The sequence below is a fragment of the Arachnia propionica genome (genome assembly GCF_037055325.1).
Classification (GTDB): Bacteria; Actinomycetota; Actinomycetes; order Propionibacteriales; family Propionibacteriaceae; genus Arachnia.
Map to the genome: position 1 here is coordinate 1,793,520 of NZ_CP146373.1, position 15,627 is coordinate 1,809,146.

The 15,627-nt window shown below is 67.0% G+C and carries 12 protein-coding genes; 2 read left to right on the forward strand and 10 right to left on the reverse strand.

All coding sequences use genetic code 11. The features are described 5' to 3' along the window. Positions 1-472: 472 nt before the first annotated feature. From V7R84_RS08290 to V7R84_RS08330, 9 genes are all read right to left on the reverse strand, one after another. On the reverse strand, positions 473-1,138 hold the full coding sequence (locus tag V7R84_RS08290; protein ID WP_338567895.1) for a response regulator transcription factor: 666 nt from the start codon (positions 1,136-1,138) through the stop codon (positions 473-475). Then, positions 1,135-2,619 (reverse strand): HAMP domain-containing sensor histidine kinase, encoded by a 1,485-nt coding sequence (locus tag V7R84_RS08295; protein WP_338567897.1) that lies wholly within the window; start codon positions 2,617-2,619, stop codon positions 1,135-1,137. The genes V7R84_RS08290 and V7R84_RS08295 overlap by 4 nt, the downstream gene beginning before the upstream one ends. A gap of 105 nt (positions 2,620-2,724) precedes the next feature. Then, positions 2,725-4,032, reverse strand: coding sequence for a UDP-glucose/GDP-mannose dehydrogenase family protein (locus V7R84_RS08300; protein ID WP_338567899.1), 1,308 nt, complete (start codon positions 4,030-4,032; stop codon positions 2,725-2,727). Positions 4,033-4,055: 23 nt separating this feature from the next. After that, positions 4,056-5,060: a phosphotransferase family protein gene (locus V7R84_RS08305; RefSeq protein WP_338567901.1), complete on the reverse strand. Its 1,005-nt coding sequence runs from the start codon at positions 5,058-5,060 to the stop codon at positions 4,056-4,058. After that, positions 5,057-6,193 (reverse strand): aminoglycoside phosphotransferase family protein, encoded by a 1,137-nt coding sequence (locus V7R84_RS08310; RefSeq protein ID WP_338567903.1) that lies wholly within the window; start codon positions 6,191-6,193, stop codon positions 5,057-5,059. The genes V7R84_RS08305 and V7R84_RS08310 overlap by 4 nt, the downstream gene beginning before the upstream one ends. Continuing rightward, positions 6,190-7,992, reverse strand: coding sequence for an ABC transporter ATP-binding protein (locus V7R84_RS08315; RefSeq protein WP_338567905.1), 1,803 nt, complete (start codon positions 7,990-7,992; stop codon positions 6,190-6,192). Before V7R84_RS08315 ends, V7R84_RS08310 begins: the two co-directional genes overlap by 4 nt. Continuing rightward, complete coding sequence (locus tag V7R84_RS08320; RefSeq protein ID WP_338567907.1) at positions 7,985-9,109, reverse strand: glycosyltransferase family 4 protein; 1,125 nt, start codon at positions 9,107-9,109, stop codon at positions 7,985-7,987. The genes V7R84_RS08315 and V7R84_RS08320 overlap by 8 nt, the downstream gene beginning before the upstream one ends. Next, entirely contained in the window at positions 9,109-10,299 is a 1,191-nt protein-coding gene (locus V7R84_RS08325) for a glycosyltransferase (protein ID WP_338567909.1), read from the reverse strand. Before V7R84_RS08325 ends, V7R84_RS08320 begins: the two co-directional genes overlap by 1 nt. Further along, the gene (locus V7R84_RS08330; RefSeq protein ID WP_338567911.1) at positions 10,296-11,483 is read right to left on the reverse strand and encodes a glycosyltransferase family protein; all 1,188 of its coding nucleotides are present in this window, start codon (positions 11,481-11,483) and stop codon (positions 10,296-10,298) included. Before V7R84_RS08330 ends, V7R84_RS08325 begins: the two co-directional genes overlap by 4 nt. A gap of 326 nt (positions 11,484-11,809) precedes the next feature. Between V7R84_RS08330 and yaaA the strand changes: the two genes are divergently transcribed. Both yaaA and V7R84_RS08340 read left to right on the forward strand, forming a co-directional pair. Next, positions 11,810-12,580 carry a peroxide stress protein YaaA gene (gene yaaA, locus V7R84_RS08335; protein WP_338567913.1) on the forward strand — a complete coding sequence of 257 codons (771 nt, stop codon included), beginning with the start codon at positions 11,810-11,812 and terminating at the stop codon, positions 12,578-12,580. 422 nt (positions 12,581-13,002) lie between these two features. Continuing rightward, positions 13,003-14,292: a hypothetical protein gene (locus V7R84_RS08340; RefSeq protein WP_338567915.1), complete on the forward strand. Its 1,290-nt coding sequence runs from the start codon at positions 13,003-13,005 to the stop codon at positions 14,290-14,292. Positions 14,293-14,444: 152 nt separating this feature from the next. On the opposite strand, the gene V7R84_RS08345 is transcribed toward V7R84_RS08340, so the two are convergent. Then, positions 14,445-15,593: an ISAs1 family transposase gene (locus tag V7R84_RS08345; protein ID WP_338567917.1), complete on the reverse strand. Its 1,149-nt coding sequence runs from the start codon at positions 15,591-15,593 to the stop codon at positions 14,445-14,447. Between the last annotated feature and the right edge of the window lie 34 nt (positions 15,594-15,627).

Here is a 15,627-nt window from a genome sequence, read left to right on the forward strand (position 1 = left end):
GGCTGTTCAGTTGAGTACGAAACACACGCAAGCACCTTAACGCTCGTTAACTAACCAAGGGTATTGCAACGAAATGGCACCAGTCCTTGAAGCTTATTCACGGACAACACCTCGGCCAGAGAAACCCCTAGTCAGACAATGTTTGAGGGCGGCTATGAATAAGCCTCCTTGGTCAAGGAAACCAGTTGCTGGCGCGACGGATCTGGCACTGCATGTCCCAGCCACCTCGACAGCGCGGCACACCAAAGGCCCTATCCGCACACCCGGAAACTATATCGAACTTACATACGTTTCTAATTGGTCTCGCTCATACATAGAGGCCGGCTCGGTAACTTCTTCGTGGGGTCGGAGGACTTGTGGTCAGGTCCCCAGACACGGTCACCATGGTTTTCGACACACCCAGCTCCTTCGTCGCCGGTCGGCTCAACCGGCTTCGAGACACGACATCCAGTCGACTTGGGGGACGACCCCCTCACACCAGGCGGTAGCCCATCCCCCGGACTGTTTCGAAGCGTTGCTTGCCCAGTTTGTTGCGCAGGTAGGAGACGTAGACGTCGACGACGTTCGAGCCGGGATCGAAATCGAAGCCCCACACGTTGCTGAGGAGCTGCTCACGGCTGAGCACCTGGCCCGGGTTGCGCAGGAACACCTCCGCCAGGGTGAACTCGCGGGCCGATAAATCCACCCACTGGCCGTCGACCTGGGCGCGACGGGTGCGGTAGTCCAGCACCAGGCCGCGATGCTCCAGGTGATTCGCGGATGTCCTGGCGGGTTCGGGTTCGGCCCTGAGCCGCAACCGGATCCGGGCCAGCAGCTCCTCAAAGGAGAAGGGTTTCGGCATGTAGTCGTCGGCGCCACCCTCTAGTCCCGCCACCCGGTCGGCCACCGACGAGCGGGCCGTGAGCATGATCACCGGTGTCGCCACGCCCTGCCCGCGGATGCGTTCCAGCACCTCGAACCCGTCGATGTCCGGCAGTCCGACGTCCAGAATGATCAACGCGAAGTCGCCGTGCACCGCCAGCGTGGCCCCCGTCTCACCGGAGGGTGTGGTCTCGGATGTGAATCCCGCCGACTTCAACCCCTTGGCTATGAATCCTGCGATCCTGGGTTCGTCCTCGATGATCAATATACTGCTCACTGCTGTGGTTCCCTCGATTCGGATGCGCCCTCCGGGAGTGGCCCGATGGGCGAGGCGTGGGGACTCGCGGGGTTCATCGGAACCCGCAGCGTGAACACCGATCCGCTCTTCGGTACGGATTCGATGTCCAGGTGCCCACCATGGGCCTCCACGATACTGTCGACGATGTTGAGCCCCAATCCTGACCCCGATGCCCGCTGCGCCGCAGCCGCCGTCCGGGCAAACCGTTGCCGCACCGTGGCAGTTTCCTCCGGTGTCATGCCGATGCCCTGGTCGCGCACCCACAGCAGCACCGACGTGTCTTCGACCCGGGACCCGATGCCGATCCGGGTTCCCTCGTCGGAGTATTTGACGGCGTTGGCGGCGAGTTGGAGCCACGCCTGGGTGATTCGCATCGGGTCCAGCACCGCCTGCACCATCGCGACGTGTTCCAGCTGCCAGTCGCGGTTCCCCAGCGCCTTCGACTTCTCCAACACCTGATCGGTCAGCTCGGCGACATCGCAGGTGACGGGGGTCACGAAATCACTCTGGGAGGCCTTCGCGAGCGTGAGGAGGTCATTGACGAGCACCCCCATGCGGTCGAGTTCATCGATGGCGAGTTCCCGGGTCTGGATGACGTCGGTGGGATCGTGCTGGTCGATCAACTCGAGGTGTCCGCGCACCACCGTGATGGGGGTGCGCAGTTCGTGCCCGACGTCGTCGAGGAGCCGACGCTGCCCCTCGACCGCGCCCTGCACCCGGTCCAGCATCCGGTTGACGGCCTTCGCCAGGGCGGTCAGGTCGTCGTGGCCGCGCACAGGAACGCGGGTGGTCAGGTCGTGTTCGTCAATCTGGTCGGTAGTCAGCCGGAGCTCCCCGATCGGTCGCAGGAGCCTGCCGACGACCAACCACGTGGGGGCGATGAGCAACGCCACCGTCAGCGCCGCCGCCCCCGCGTAGAACGCCATGGACTGCTGCAGCTGAGCCCTCGCCTGATCCATGTCAATGACGCGCAGCAGGGTGGCACGCTGGTTGCCGATGATCACGCTCGCCACGAGCACCCGGTAGCTCGTCCTGGACGTCCGGACGAATTTGATGACGTTGTCGCCCCCCGCCAGGTTGTCCTGGACGGCTGCCAGGAGCTCGGGGTCATCCTCGGGTTTGATCACATCCAGGGGGGTGATGAACTGGTGCACACCGTCGATGAACCCTGCCTCCCCGGAGTCGTGGCTGATGACGCTGCGGCTCATGAAGGTTTTCAGCACGTTGGGGGCGGAGGTAAACGGTTTCCCGGTTTCAGGATCCACCCCTTTCGTGGCCAGCGCCCTCAATTCACCCTGCACCCGCTCCAGCTGCTCCTTGGTGGTGTCCCAGAGGTGCCGGTTCTGAAGGATCCCGACGATCGTCCCGGAGATGGTCAGCGCAATCCCGGCCACCAGCACGAGGGCGACCATGAACCTAGTGCGAATGGTCGGTCCGCCGCGACGCAGAAACCTCCTCATCCCCTCATTCTTGCCCATTCACCATCCCCTGGAAGCCGGTCAAGCCGGGTCGCGGCGAACTTTTCCCCACCGGTCGGGCCGGCTCAACCGGATTCCAGGGCTGGTTCACCGTCCCAGGCCGTGGTAGTCCCAGCCCGAGGCGCGCCAGCGGGCCGGGTCGAGGGCGTTGCGACCGTCGATGATGGCGGGGCGACGCACCCAGGTCGCGACCTCGGACGGATCCAGCTCGACGTACTCGGCCCATTCGGTGAGCAGCAGCACCAGGTCGGCGTCTCGCAGCGCCTGGTGCGTGTCGGGTTCCGTGACGAGATCCGGATGCCGCCGGGCCGCGGCGTCGAGGGCCTTGGGGTCGGTGATGCTCACCTGCGCGCCGAGCATGTGCAGGCGGTGGGCGATGTCGAGGGCGGGCGAGTCGCGGATGTCGTCGCTGTTGGGTTTGAACGCGGCCCCAAGCACGGTGACCTTCGCCCCGGAGAGCTGGTCGCCGAGGCTGCGCAGCGCCAGATCGACCACCCGGTCGCGGCGACGCTGGTTGATGGCGTCAACCTCCCGCAGGAAGGAGACGGCGTCGTGGACACCAAGTTCCTGGGCGCGGGCGACGAAAGCGCGGATGTCCTTGGGCAGGCAGCCGCCACCGAACCCCACCCCGGCCCCCAGGAATCGCCGACCGATGCGCTCGTCGTGCCCGAGGGCATCCGCCAGGGCGGTGACATCGCCGCCGGTGGCCTCGCACAGCTCCGCCATCGCGTTGATGAAACTGATCTTGGTGGCCAGGAACGAGTTGGCGGCCACCTTCACCAGCTCCGCCGTCACGTAGTCGGTGACGATCTGCGGGATGCCGTCGACCAACAGCCGGGCGTAGACCTCGTCGAGCCGGGTTCGTCCCAGCTCCGCGCGTGCAGGATCAGCGGACAGACCGTAGACGATGCGGTCGGGGTGAAGGGTGTCGGCGACGGCGAAACCCTCACGCAGGAACTCGGGATTCCACACCAAGGCGATGTCTCGTTCCGCGAACCGATCCGCCAGGTGCACGGCTGTGCCGACGGGGACGGTGGACTTGCCCACCACCACCGATCCGGGTGCGGCCCCAGCCAGCAGGGTGGCGACGGCAGCGTCGACATAGCTGAGGTCCGCGGCCCCGGTGTCGGACTGGGGGGTGCCGACGGCGATGAAGTGCAGATCCACGTCTGCCAGGTCGTCGCCGGGGGTGGTGGTGAACCGCAGCCTGCCGGTGCCGAGGGCCCGGGTGAGCAGCTCCTCGAAACCGGGTTCGTAGAACGGCGCCCGGCCCGCGGACAACGCCGCCACCTTGGTGTCATCGACGTCGATGCCAAGCACGTCATGGCCGAGTTCGGCCATGCAGGCGGCGTGAACGGCCCCCAGGTATCCGCAACCAACAACCGAGATCTTCATGTGTTTCTCCTCATTTCACGGGTTCACGGGATGACAGGGCCGGAGAACGCGAGGGTTTCCTCCACCCAGCGGGGCAGCCAGCCGGCCGATGGTGGCCGGAAGGCGTAGACGAAGGCGAGCCGCAGCCGGGAGGCCCGGTGGTATACGGCGATGCGTCCGGGAGTGGTGGGCAGGGAGCCGGCCAGGTCGCCCAGCAGCAGATCGAGGATGCGGTCGCGATCCTGCTGGGTGAGACGTCCCTGAATGTGTCGCAGCTCGACGTGGGCCCACAGATTCCCCAGGTCCAAGGCGGCCTCGCCGCGGGCCGCGGTATCGAAATCCAGCAGACCGAGGCTGTCGTCGTCCCACAGGAGTTGCTTGTCGTGGAGGTCGCGGTGGGTGAGCACGCGGGTGCCGTCGTCGCCGGTTCTGAGGTGCTGGCAGGTTTCCACGACCTCGGCGCCAAGCTGATCCAGCAGCGGCAGCGCCCGGTGTTCCCGGGCGCGTTCGAACCACCGCCACAACACGTTCGCCTCGTCGTCTCCGGTGTGTTCCGGCAGCCCGGCGGGGCGCACGACCAGACCGGGCCAGGTCTCGACGAAACGTCGCCACCCGGGTAGCGCGTCACCGCCGAGGTCGTAAAAGGTGCGACCGGGCAGGAGCCCCAGCTCCACCCGTGACGGCGAGTGGGTCAGCACCCGGGCCGCGGTGATTCCGGAGCCGTTGCACAACTCCGCGACCTGCGAGGACTGCACCGCGACGGTGTTGGCGCGGCCCTGACGGGTGAACTTGATCGCCCGGTCGTCGGTCAGGACCACGGCCCGGCGGTGGAGTCGGTGCACCACGAGCCTGCCCACGATGCTGGGGGTCAGTTCCGGAAGTTTCGCATCGCAGGCGTGGCTGGTGATCCACACCTCGCCGTTCCGGTTGATCTTTCCCGCGCGGAGTGTTCCCGCGGAGGCGGCCATCTCAAAGGTGATCGAGCCGCCGCTACCGGGCCAGGCGCGCCGTACACCGTTGAGCGCACGGACTGTTGTCAGGGCTTTCACGTCGCAACCTCCCGTATCCGATCGAGATTCGCCGAGACCTGCTGTTTCCAGTCGCGGGAGGCGCGTCTCAGCGGGTCGGCGACCCGCAGAATCAAGGAGGCCGCGACCGCCCGTCGCAGCTGATCCTCGGGCGGCACCTGCCCGCCACCGTCGCGGTAGCCGTCGAGGAAGGCGGCATCGTCCAGGACCGCGAGGAAGGACCCCAGATCGACGGCGCGGGGCGCCAGGCAGGCGCGGTCGAAGTCGGTGAGCCACACCGTGTCGCCGGCGTGGGTGGTGAGCACCTGGTCGGGCGACAGGTCGCCGTGGGACAGCACCGGCATCGCGGAGGCGGCCCCGGGAAGTTCCGCGACCACCCGGCGCATCCGCTCCGCCAGGTCCGGGGCCAGTTCGTCGAGCAGGGCGGCGTGGGCCAGTCCTTGGGCGACGGGGTCGGCGGTGCGGGCGGCGAGCGAACGGGCCAGGTCGCCGGGAACCTCGGCGGCGTGAAGCCGGGCGAGCATCGCCCCGGCAGCGCGAACGGGATCGGAGGCGCCGTGGACGGGCTCGCGGTCAGCCTCGGGTGGGTTTCCGTCGAGGAGGTCGGCCAGGTCCAGGTCGCCGGTGAACGCGTGGACGCTGACGCCGTCCAGGGTGCCGTCGTCGAGACGGCGGGGAGTTTCGACCACCCCCGCCATGAAACGGTCGAAGGCCACCCCCCTGTCCCGACTGGTCGCGACCCGCACCACGCGCCTCCCGTCGCGCACCACCATCCTGCGCAGCGGGTTGTAGCGCAGCACCTGCGACGCCTCCCAGCTCCCGAGTTTCCCGGACGCGGTGGCGGCTGCGATGCGCGTCAACAGTTTCGGGTCGGCGGGCAGCGAGCCGGTCTGCACCAGCAGCTCCCCGAGTTCGTGTTCACTGGTTTCCAAGCCCAGTTCACCGGCTTCCCGGCTGGTCTGGGCGGCTTTGTTGTGGCTGATGGGCCACAGGAAACGCAGCCATCCGACCGGGTGGCCGGAGGCGTCGTCGAGGCCGACGACCAGCGATGTGCGGGGTTTGATCCGCAGCCGAGCGGCCCGGACACGACGTCCTGCCTGGTCGCTGAGCCAGCCGGGATCGAGCACGCGGGCGACGAGTTGTTCGGTGTTCATCGCGGGCTTCCTATCCTGATGGAGTCCATGTCGCGGCCGCTGGCCTGCACCCAAGCCCGGAACACGTCGCTGGTGGCGATGAGTTCCTCCGGGGAGGCGTCGAGCCGGATGCGTCCGTCCTCGATCCACACCACCCGCGTCGCCCTGAGCGCCACCTCGGCGTCGTGGGTGACGGCCAGGGTGGTGCGCCCCGCGGCGAGCCGGTCGATGGCGTCCAGAACCAGGCTCGCGGCCTCCGGGTCGAGGCCGGTGGTGGCCTCGTCGAGCACCACGACGGGTGAGCGGCGCAGCAACGCCCGGGCGATCGCGATCCGCTGCCGCTGTCCGCCGGAGAGGGTGCCGCCGCGTTCCCCCACGACGGTGTCGTAGCCATTGGGTTGTTCCATGATGAAGTCGTGGGCGTTGGCGGCGCGGGCGGCGGCCTCCACCTCCGCGTCGGTGGCGTTGCCGCGACCCATGCGGATGTTCTCGCGGATGGTGCCGGTGAACAGCACCGCCTCCTGATGCAGCAGGGAGATGCTGGCGCGCAACTGGGTCAGGTCGAGGTCGGTCAGGCGGTACCCGTCGAGCCGGACGCACCCGGAGACGGGGTCGATGGCCCGCACCAGCAGCGACACGAGGGTGGACTTGCCCGCCCCGGACGGCCCGATGATCGCGACCCGCTCGCCGGGCCGGATGTTCAGGTCGAGACCGCGCAGCACCTGGACACCGTCGTATTCGGTGACCACGCGGTCGAACTGCACCGCGCCCACCACGACGTTCGGTCGCACCGGCATGTCGGGGGTGACGACGTCGGGGGTGATCTCCATCAGGTCAGCGACCCGCTCCCCGGATGCGCTGGCCCGGGCAATGCGACCCGTGTACTTGGCCATGTCACGCAGCGGTTTCATGGTGGTGCGCAGGTAGGTGGTGAACAGCACCAGGTCGCCGGGGCTCATCGCGCCCTGCATCACCCGCAACCCGCCGCCGACCAGCACGATCGCGGTCGCCAGGCCGACGATGACGTCGGTGGTGCGTTCCAGTCTGGCGGCGTAGCGACGCGACCGCACCCCCTCCCGCAGCGACGTTCGGTTCGCGGAGGTGAAGTTCTTCTCCACCATGTTTTCCAGACCGTAGGCCTGCACCACGCGGATCGACGCGAGGGATTCCTGGGCGGTGTTGGCCAGATGCCCCTCGCCCTTACGGGTCTGCCGGGACGCGTCGGTGATCTTCCGCGACGTCGGACCCGACGTCACCGCGAAGGCCACGATCGCCACCAGCACGACGCTGGCGAGCAACGGGTCGAGGACGAACATCACCACGACCATCACCAGCAGGGTTGCGACATTGGCCAGCAGCGGCATGCCTGCGGTGATCGCGACCTCCTGCATCCGGGCGACGTCACCGACGATCCGCTGCACGGTGTCGGCGCTGCGGTTGCGGGCGTGAAACTGCTGGGACAGGCCCTGGACGTGCCGGAACACGCGGGCCCGCAACGACGTGGCGGCCCGGGAACCGACCAGCGCGAAGCAGATGGTGGCCAGATAGTTACTGAGGGCACGCAACCCCACAATCAACAACAGCGCGACACCGCACCCGATCAGCAGCTCAACACTCGCGGGCTGGTGGGAAACCTTCGCACCCCGGAACGCCGTGACCGCATCGACGACGATCTTCAGGGGCCACGGCTCCAGCACCCGGAAGGCCACCTCCATCAGCAACGCGAGCACCCCGAACAGGATGAGCGCGCGATGTGGGGCGATGTCGGGTGCGACCAGCTTCAGGCTGCGCCGCATCGAGGGTTTGTCGCGATCAGCCATCGGCCCTCCCGGCCAGGTCGAGAATGTGGTCGACGGCACCGGCCCAGCTGTGTTTCTCCTCGGCCTGCACCCGTCCCCGCCACCCCAGTTCTCCGCGCAGCACGGGGTCGGCGGCGAGGTCGTCGATGGCGGCGGCCAGCGCGGCCGGGTCGGAGGGCGGCACCAGGGTGCCCAGCTCGCCGAGGATCTGCGGCAGCTGTCCGACGGCGGAGGCCACCACCGGCAGTCCAGCCGCCAGGTATTCGTAGACCTTCAGAGGCGAGAAATACTGCTGCTGCTCGCCACCAAGATCGGGGTAGGGGGCCACGCCGATGGCGGATCCGGCAAGCTGCCCCGGCATGTCGGCGGGGGCGACGGCACCGCGGAAGTCCACCTCGATCCCGAGGCCCGCGGCCTGCTCCTCCAGGGCGGCCCGTTCAGGCCCGTCGCCGATGATCCGCAGCTTCCAGGGCCGCTTGGCGAGGGCCGCGGCGGCCAGCAGGTCAGCGACACCGTGCCACGGTTTGAGGGTTCCGACGAAGGTCACCACCGGGTCGCCAATCTCCTCGGGCCGCGGCACGATGCGGGTGATGCTGACGCCGTTGGGAACGGTGTGGACGCGATCCGAGCCGGTGCGTTCCCGCACCCAGTCGCGGACAGGATCGGAGACCGCGATGGTGGCGGTGGCTGCGGTCACCTGCCGGGCCAGCGCGTTCCCGGCGGCCTCCTCGTCGACGAGCACGCGGTGGGTGCGCTGCTCCTCGATGAGAGGAGCATTGACCTCCAGAACCCCGACTGCTCCGATGGCGTCGGACACCTCGGCGAGCGCGGTGCTGAACAGCGAGTAGCGCTCGTAGACCAGGTCGGCGCCATCGGCGATGATGCGCGCCGCAATCTGTGCGGAAACCTCCTGCTGGGCGCGTTCCCTGGCCGCAGGGTCGTCGGCTTCGATGCGGGTCTCGATCACCTTCAGGCCGACCAGGTCATCGGGAATGTCGCGCCCGGCACGGGTGGTGTGGACGGTGACGTCGTGTCCGCGACGGATCAACTCCCGCACCACCTCCTGAATGTGCACGGAGGCACCCTTCGTGCCGAAGACGGGGATTCCGGGATCGACGGTGACATAGGCGATACGCATCAGTGTTCTCCCTCCCACGCGGAGAGCGTGGCCGCCTGGCGGCGGCTGTTGAACTGTTCCTCGATGAGGGCCCGGGCATTGCGGGCGAGGGTGACCACGGGCACCTGTCCGGCGGCCAGCTCGGCCAGGGAACGGGTCAGGGCGGCGACATCTCCGGGTTCGATGAGGATGCCGGTGAGGTCGTTGCGCACCACCTCGGGCAGGCCGCTGACGGAGGTCGCGACCACCGGGGTGCCGAGGGCCATGGCCTCCAGCACCACCGTCGGCAGACCGTCGATGTTGCCGTCGTCGGCGGGAATGCAGGGGGCAGCGAAGACGTGGGAGCCGCGAATCAGTTCCGAGACCTCGTTCTGGGTGAGCGGACCCACCAGGCGGACGCGATCCCCCAGGTCGAGGCGTTCGATCTGAGCGGCGAGCTCGTCGCGCAGCTCACCGTCACCCGCGATATCCAGTTCGACGGGGACATCGAGGGCCGCGACGGCGTCGATGAGGTCGGCGAAACCCTTCTTCGGGACGAGCCGCCCGACGGTGGCGATCCGCAGCGGAAAGCTCGGTTGGATCGGGTCGCGGTAGGGGAAACGCTCCAGCTCGAGGGCGTTGTACTGCAGGGAGATCCTCGCCCCGGTGCCGTCGAGGACCTCGTTCAGGTAGCGCTCGTTGAAACGGCTGATCGCGATCACTCGGTCGGCGTCACCGCAGATCCGCCGCAGCCAGTCGCGGTCCACGGACTCGTGGTAGATGTCCTTGGCGTGCGTGGTGATGGTGTAGGGCACCCCCGTCAACCGGGACGCGAGCCACGCCATCCGGCCCGCCAGGGAAGCGAAGTGGGCGTGGAGGTGGTCGATGCCGTCGTCAATCACGGACGCCGCCAGGGAGATTCCCTGCGCCACCTCGTCGGCGGGCATGTCGGCGATGTCGGGCGCGAGCTCGGCGAATCGACGTCGCAGGTCCTCGTGACGCAGGGAGTTGCTGAGCTGGGCCCAGAAGTCGCTGGCCTTCGCGGGGCGCGGCACCCACGAGACCTGGGCACGCACCCGCGCGATCTCCGGGTGGAAGCGGGCATCGGTGGTGGGACGCAGCGCGTAGATGCGCAGGTCGTCGCCGTGGGCCTCGCGGGCCAGGATCTCGGTGACGATGAAGGTCTCAGAGAAACGCGGGTACACCTTGAGGACGTATCCGATGCGGGTCATGCCACGACCTCCTGGGCGGCGAGATTGGCGTCGTTCAGCAGGTCGGCGGCGAAATCGGCGGTGGTCGCCAGGCCGTCGCGGGCGATGTGGGAGCGGTCGACGTGGCGCGTCACGGCGTCGGCCACCCAGTCGCCGAGGGCCTCGGCGGTGACCTGCGGGGTGCGCATCACGTCGAGGGCGCGGGCGTCGCAGAGGGCCTCAGCGCGGATCAGCTGCTCCAGTCGCGGGGTTTCGCGGGGCACGATCAGCGCGGGGGTGTCGGTGGCGAGGATCTCGCAGACGGTGTTGTACCCGCCCATGGAGATCACGGCAGCGGCCTCAGCGATCTGGCTGCCCAGTCCCGGCCAGGAGCGGTGCACCTGCGTGCCGGGGGCGGCCTGCGAGGCGATGGCCTCGAAACTGGCGTCGTCGAGCTGCGGCCCGGTGACAACGATGTTCTCGTACCCGTCCGGGACGCGCATCGCGACGGCGGCGCGCAGCAGTTCGTGACCGTCGGAACCGCCGCCCGCGGTGGTGAGCACGAACGGTTTGGGTTCGATCGGTTCGCCGTGGTCGCTGACGCGACGGTCGTGGGCGAGGTAGCCGGTGAAGCGGATGCGGTCGGCCAGAGCGGGCGGGGCCTCTCCGGTGGCGATGGGGTCGTGGACGGCGGGGTCGCCGTAGACCCACACCTCGTCGACGAGGTCGCGCAGCCGGTCGGGGTCGCCGAGACGTTCCCACTCCGCAGCGGCGACGTGGGGTTCGTCGAGGACCTCGCGCAACCCGAGCACCACCCGCACGCTCGGGTGGTGCTCACGCAACCACATGAGGGGCTCCCGCAGCTCGGACCAGACGCCGTAGATGTGGCGGTCGATGATGACCAGGTCGGGCTTGAAACCGAGCAGGGCGGCCTGCAGCAGCCGCGAACGGAGCTTGATCAGGTCGCCGGTGGCGCCGGACAGGTTGCGCGGCTGGTAGCCGTCACGACCCTTGGAGACGCCCGGGATGGTGACCCAGTCGAAGCCCTCGGGCAGGGGGAAGCGTGATGCGGGTGCCAGCCCGGTGACCAGGAGCCCCGCGACGTCGGCGTCGACGGCTCCCGGCAGACGCCGGGCCAAGTTGTGAGCGATGGCCAGGTTGCGCCGCACGTGCCCCAGGCCTTGGGAGTCGTGGCTGTACAGCAGCACCCGGTAGGTTTCCGCCATGATCGTTGCCTTTCTCTCCAGCCCCGTTGTCCGGGACTGGAGAAAGCATTGCAACCAAAATGAAGCAAGGGATGAGGCCGACGTGAGAGCTTTCTCATCTTGTTGAAATAGCTCTCATCAGCGCCTCTCGCCCGCTGCTCCCCGCACCTCACCCCTCCCCCTATTTTGCTGGCCTTACCCCCTGTTTGCTGGCCCTAATGCCGGTTTGCTGGCCTTGTTCATGTTCGCTGGCCTCACAGCGCAGGCAAACGTGAACAAGGCCAGCAAAACAGGAACAAGGCCAGCGAACCGGGGAGAGCGGGAGGGGGATGGGCGACAATGAGGACATGCTGAGCGTCCTGTCCCCCGCAAAGTCACTCGACTTCGACTCACCGATCACCGCCACCGGGCACACCGAACCGCGGTTGATCGACGAGACCGAGGGGTTGATCGAGATCATGCGCACCACATCACCTAGCGACATCGCGAAACTGATGCGCATCTCCGAGGACCTGGCCCATCTCAACGCGACGCGCTACCGCGAGTTCACCACCCCGCACACCCCCGACAACTCGCGCCCGGCGGTGCTGGCCTTCAACGGCGACGTCTACCAGGGGCTGCGCGCCCGCGACTTCGATGCTCGCGACCTCACCGAGGCGCAGAAGAGCCTGCGGATCCTGTCAGGGCTCTACGGGCTGCTGCGTCCCCTCGACCTGATCCAGCCGCACCGCCTGGAGATGGGCACCCGCCTGGCCACCGACCGTGGCCGCAACCTCCGCGACTGGTGGGGCGGGCGCATCACCGACCTGCTGCGTGAGGACCTGGCCGCGTCCCCGGGGGAGAAAGTGCTGGTCAACCTGGCGTCGCAGGAGTACTTTGCTGCCGTCGACGCCGACCGCCTCGATGCGCGGATCGTCACCCCGCGTTTCGAGGACCGCGATCGGAACGGCACCGCCCGCGTGGTCAGTTTCCATGCCAAACGCGCCCGAGGCGCCATGGCCGGCTGGCTGGTCCGTAACCGGATCCGCTCCACTGCCGGGCTCCCCGACTTCACCGAGAACGGTTACGCCTACGACGACCAGCGCTCGACACCCGATGCCCCCACCTTCGTCCGCTGACCGGATTGCGGAGCCCAGGCGTCACGGCCCCAGCAGTGCCAGGGGAACCACCGCCACCCCGTCTTCCCGACGGTAGGCCGTCGGGAAGCTCATCCAGCTCCTTGTCACTCGCCCTTTCCGAGTATTCCACCGCGCCAATGCGACAAATTCGCAGGTCGAAACGCTACAGATTCGCAGGTTGAAACGCTACAGATTCGCAGGTCGAGCGCCGAAAGAAGCGGTCCCGATCGGGGGCGTCACGGCCCGGCGCGGTGAAGGGACAAGACGGGCGAGTCAGCACACGAACGCCAGCGAACGTGCTGGTTCAACCGGGTTCCGGAAAGAACCTCGTCCCCGCGACCCCAATTTTTCGGGTTTCCCCACGCCGCCCGGGAATCGGGTCTAGCGTGTGTGGGCAACGGCCAGACAATGAGGAGTCCCCGATGGAGTTGACCGGTTGCTGCTTTGCCCTCGACGTACCCCCTGCCTGGAGGATGGAGACGAACGACGGGGTGGTCATCGCCACCTCGGATGAATCGTTCGCGGGTTTCACCCCGAACGTCGTGCTGCGGGAATCACGGTTGAGGCGCCCGGAACCCACCTCCCTGGCAGCCGCGTCGCAGGCCAACCTCGCAGTGCTGTCGACCCAGATCCCTGGTTCTTTCTTCTTCCACGTGGAGGCGCTCCCCGACGCCAATGCCGCGCCGGGGCCGGCGGAACGCCGTCGGCTGTGGGCGTTCTCGACGCTGAAGATCCCGGAGGCGCACGGGAACGCTCTGTGCCTGGTGATGGTCCAGGACCTCCTCGTGGTGGGCGACGTGATCGCCGAGGTGACCGCGACCGTGCCGCTGATGGCCTGGCATCGCGGCAGCGTGTACGAATCCATCCTGGACAGCCTCCGTCCCCTGCCACCCAGGGCTCGCCGGGTCCCCCACACCGACTCGGACGTCTTCACGGTCGATCTTGACGACTGGGCCAGCAACCGTGACGGCGTTCCCCGGGAGAAATTGGACGTCCAGCCGGATCCCGTTCCGGCGCTGGCCGGGGAGATCGCCACACTCTCGGAGGGGGCATTCACCGCCCTCGACGACCTGGCCCTGCTCGAGTACTCGAAGAAGACCGCGAAGTTCTCGGCCCCCGGTCGGGAACTTCGCCGGGCGGGACTGATCGACGATCCCGGCACACTCACGGAAACAGGCGAATGGGTGGCCGTTCACCTGCGAGAGGGGAATCGTATAACAGCCCTAGCGGATACCTCACCACCCCAATTGCTGACCTTCTGGATCAATGACATGACCTCTTTGGTCGTGATTCCTGTGATCGACGATTCTTCGGGACAGGCCAACTACCTGCTAGGTAACTGCTTGGTGGATGACATATCCAGATTTCTGTTCCTGTGGGCAGGTGTTCTTCCGAGTTGGCCCATGGAATTTGAATACAATTTCCCTCAGCCCGAACTCATCGCGAAGCTACTCGCGGACACACCCCCCAGATCCGCGACCGGGAGGGACGCCATCGAGTTCTCTCATCAGCCATGGACCACCATTTCTCTCAATGGCCCAGACGAAGAAGAACCGGGCATCGCCTGGGTCACGACGTCGCAGCGAGGCGCGGGGGTTTTGTACGAAAAAGATGCGGAGGACAGGGTCACCATCACCAGAAATTCTACAGAACCGCTATGGCAGATCTTAGGGGGAATGGTAAGAGAATTCACGCAAGGAGGAAAACAATGACATATTACAAAGTAGACCCAGCTGCCTGCAAGGCCATCTTCAGCCAGACGGAAGGGGAGATCTCCACTGGGAAATCAACTCATTCTAATCTGCGCGGAGAGGTCGAGGAACTTGGCTCCTTGTGCGCCAGACAGGGGGTCGGCAAAGTCGGTTTAGGTGGTTGTTTGGGTGAGTAGCTTGATGGCGCGTTTTGGTTGTCGTGATAGGGACCTGGTGGTTGAGGCGATGGCGGCTTGGACGCCGTAGGCCAGTCGGATGAGGCTGATGGCCAGGTTGCGCAGGGCGGCCATGATCTCGGGGCCGTTAGCGGTGCGCAGCTGGTGGTGGTCCTCGTCGAAGACCATGTCTCTGACCCAGTGGAGCCGGTTCTCGATTCCCCAGTGCCCTTGGATCCAGGCGGTGACGGTCTCGGGCTGGGCATCAGTCATGGGTAGAGAGCAGACCAGGTAGACCACCTCCACAGTCGTCGTCTTGGCGCTACCGCTGCTGTTCTTGCCTGTGTTCCTGCGATTCTTGGTGGTTCGGGTGCGCCGGACCTGGATCACCTGAGCCGCCCCGGGGAAGTCCACCCAGGCGGGAGCCTCGACCGCTTTGACGGTACGCCGCACCCGCCGCCCACGCGAAGTGTCAACGCTTGAGATTGACGGAACGTTCTTCCAGGGCAGCTTCTTGAGCGTCCTACGTACACCGGGCTGGTTGTTCTTGACAGTGAGAAGATAGTGACCACCCTGATCGTGGATCCAGTGAGCGGTGTCTACCTGGGTGTGCATGGCGTCGGCGGTGACCACCGCCCCGTCCAGGTCCAACGGTTCGAGAAGCTCCCTGAGCGCCGGGATCTCGTTGGTCTTGTCCGCCACCCGCGCCTGGGTCAGGACCGTGCCGGTGGCGTGATCCAGGGCTGAGAGGAGATGAGGCGCCGGGTCCTTGCTGGTACGGGCCCCACGCATGGTCTTGCCGTCCACCGCGATCACCCTTCGACCGGCGACGGTGCCGGTACGTGTACAGAACCAGGACCTCAAATGGGTGTTGAGGTCTGCGGGGTCCAGGTCCTGGAGCACCCTGCGGATGGTGGACTCCGACGGCAGGGCCTGGCCCGCCTCCAGGTCGGTGGCGGTCAGATCGGTGGTGTGCTCCCATATCGCCGTCAGGCTGCGACACCCGGCCATCACTCCGGTCACGGCCAGTGACAGCACCGTGAACAGGCTGTGGCGTACTCCCCGCCGATCACGCGGGTCGTCCACGTTCTTAAGAACCTCGACCAGGGGCTGGCGTGACAGAACGGTCGTGGTGGAAGATGACATCAGCGCGGGCTCCCAGGACGAAAGGGATGACTAG

Bases quoted from the DNA above. Each gene is read 5' to 3' on its own strand.
- V7R84_RS08315 (WP_338567905.1), bottom strand. From the start codon at position 7,992: ATGGCTGATCGCGACAAACCCTCGATGCGGCGCAGCCTGAAGCTGGTC.
- V7R84_RS08325 (WP_338567909.1), bottom strand. From the start codon at position 10,299: ATGACCCGCATCGGATACGTCCTCAAGGTGTACCCGCGTTTCTCTGAG.
- V7R84_RS08295 (WP_338567897.1), bottom strand. From the start codon at position 2,619: ATGAGGAGGTTTCTGCGTCGCGGCGGACCGACCATTCGCACTAGGTTC.
- V7R84_RS08330 (WP_338567911.1), bottom strand. From the start codon at position 11,483: ATGGCGGAAACCTACCGGGTGCTGCTGTACAGCCACGACTCCCAAGGC.
- V7R84_RS08300 (WP_338567899.1), bottom strand. From the start codon at position 4,032: ATGAAGATCTCGGTTGTTGGTTGCGGATACCTGGGGGCCGTTCACGCC.
- V7R84_RS08340 (WP_338567915.1), top strand. From the start codon at position 13,003: ATGGAGTTGACCGGTTGCTGCTTTGCCCTCGACGTACCCCCTGCCTGG.
- V7R84_RS08310 (WP_338567903.1), bottom strand. From the start codon at position 6,193: ATGAACACCGAACAACTCGTCGCCCGCGTGCTCGATCCCGGCTGGCTC.
- yaaA (WP_338567913.1), top strand. From the start codon at position 11,810: ATGCTGAGCGTCCTGTCCCCCGCAAAGTCACTCGACTTCGACTCACCG.
- V7R84_RS08345 (WP_338567917.1), bottom strand. From the start codon at position 15,593: ATGTCATCTTCCACCACGACCGTTCTGTCACGCCAGCCCCTGGTCGAG.
- V7R84_RS08320 (WP_338567907.1), bottom strand. From the start codon at position 9,109: ATGCGTATCGCCTATGTCACCGTCGATCCCGGAATCCCCGTCTTCGGC.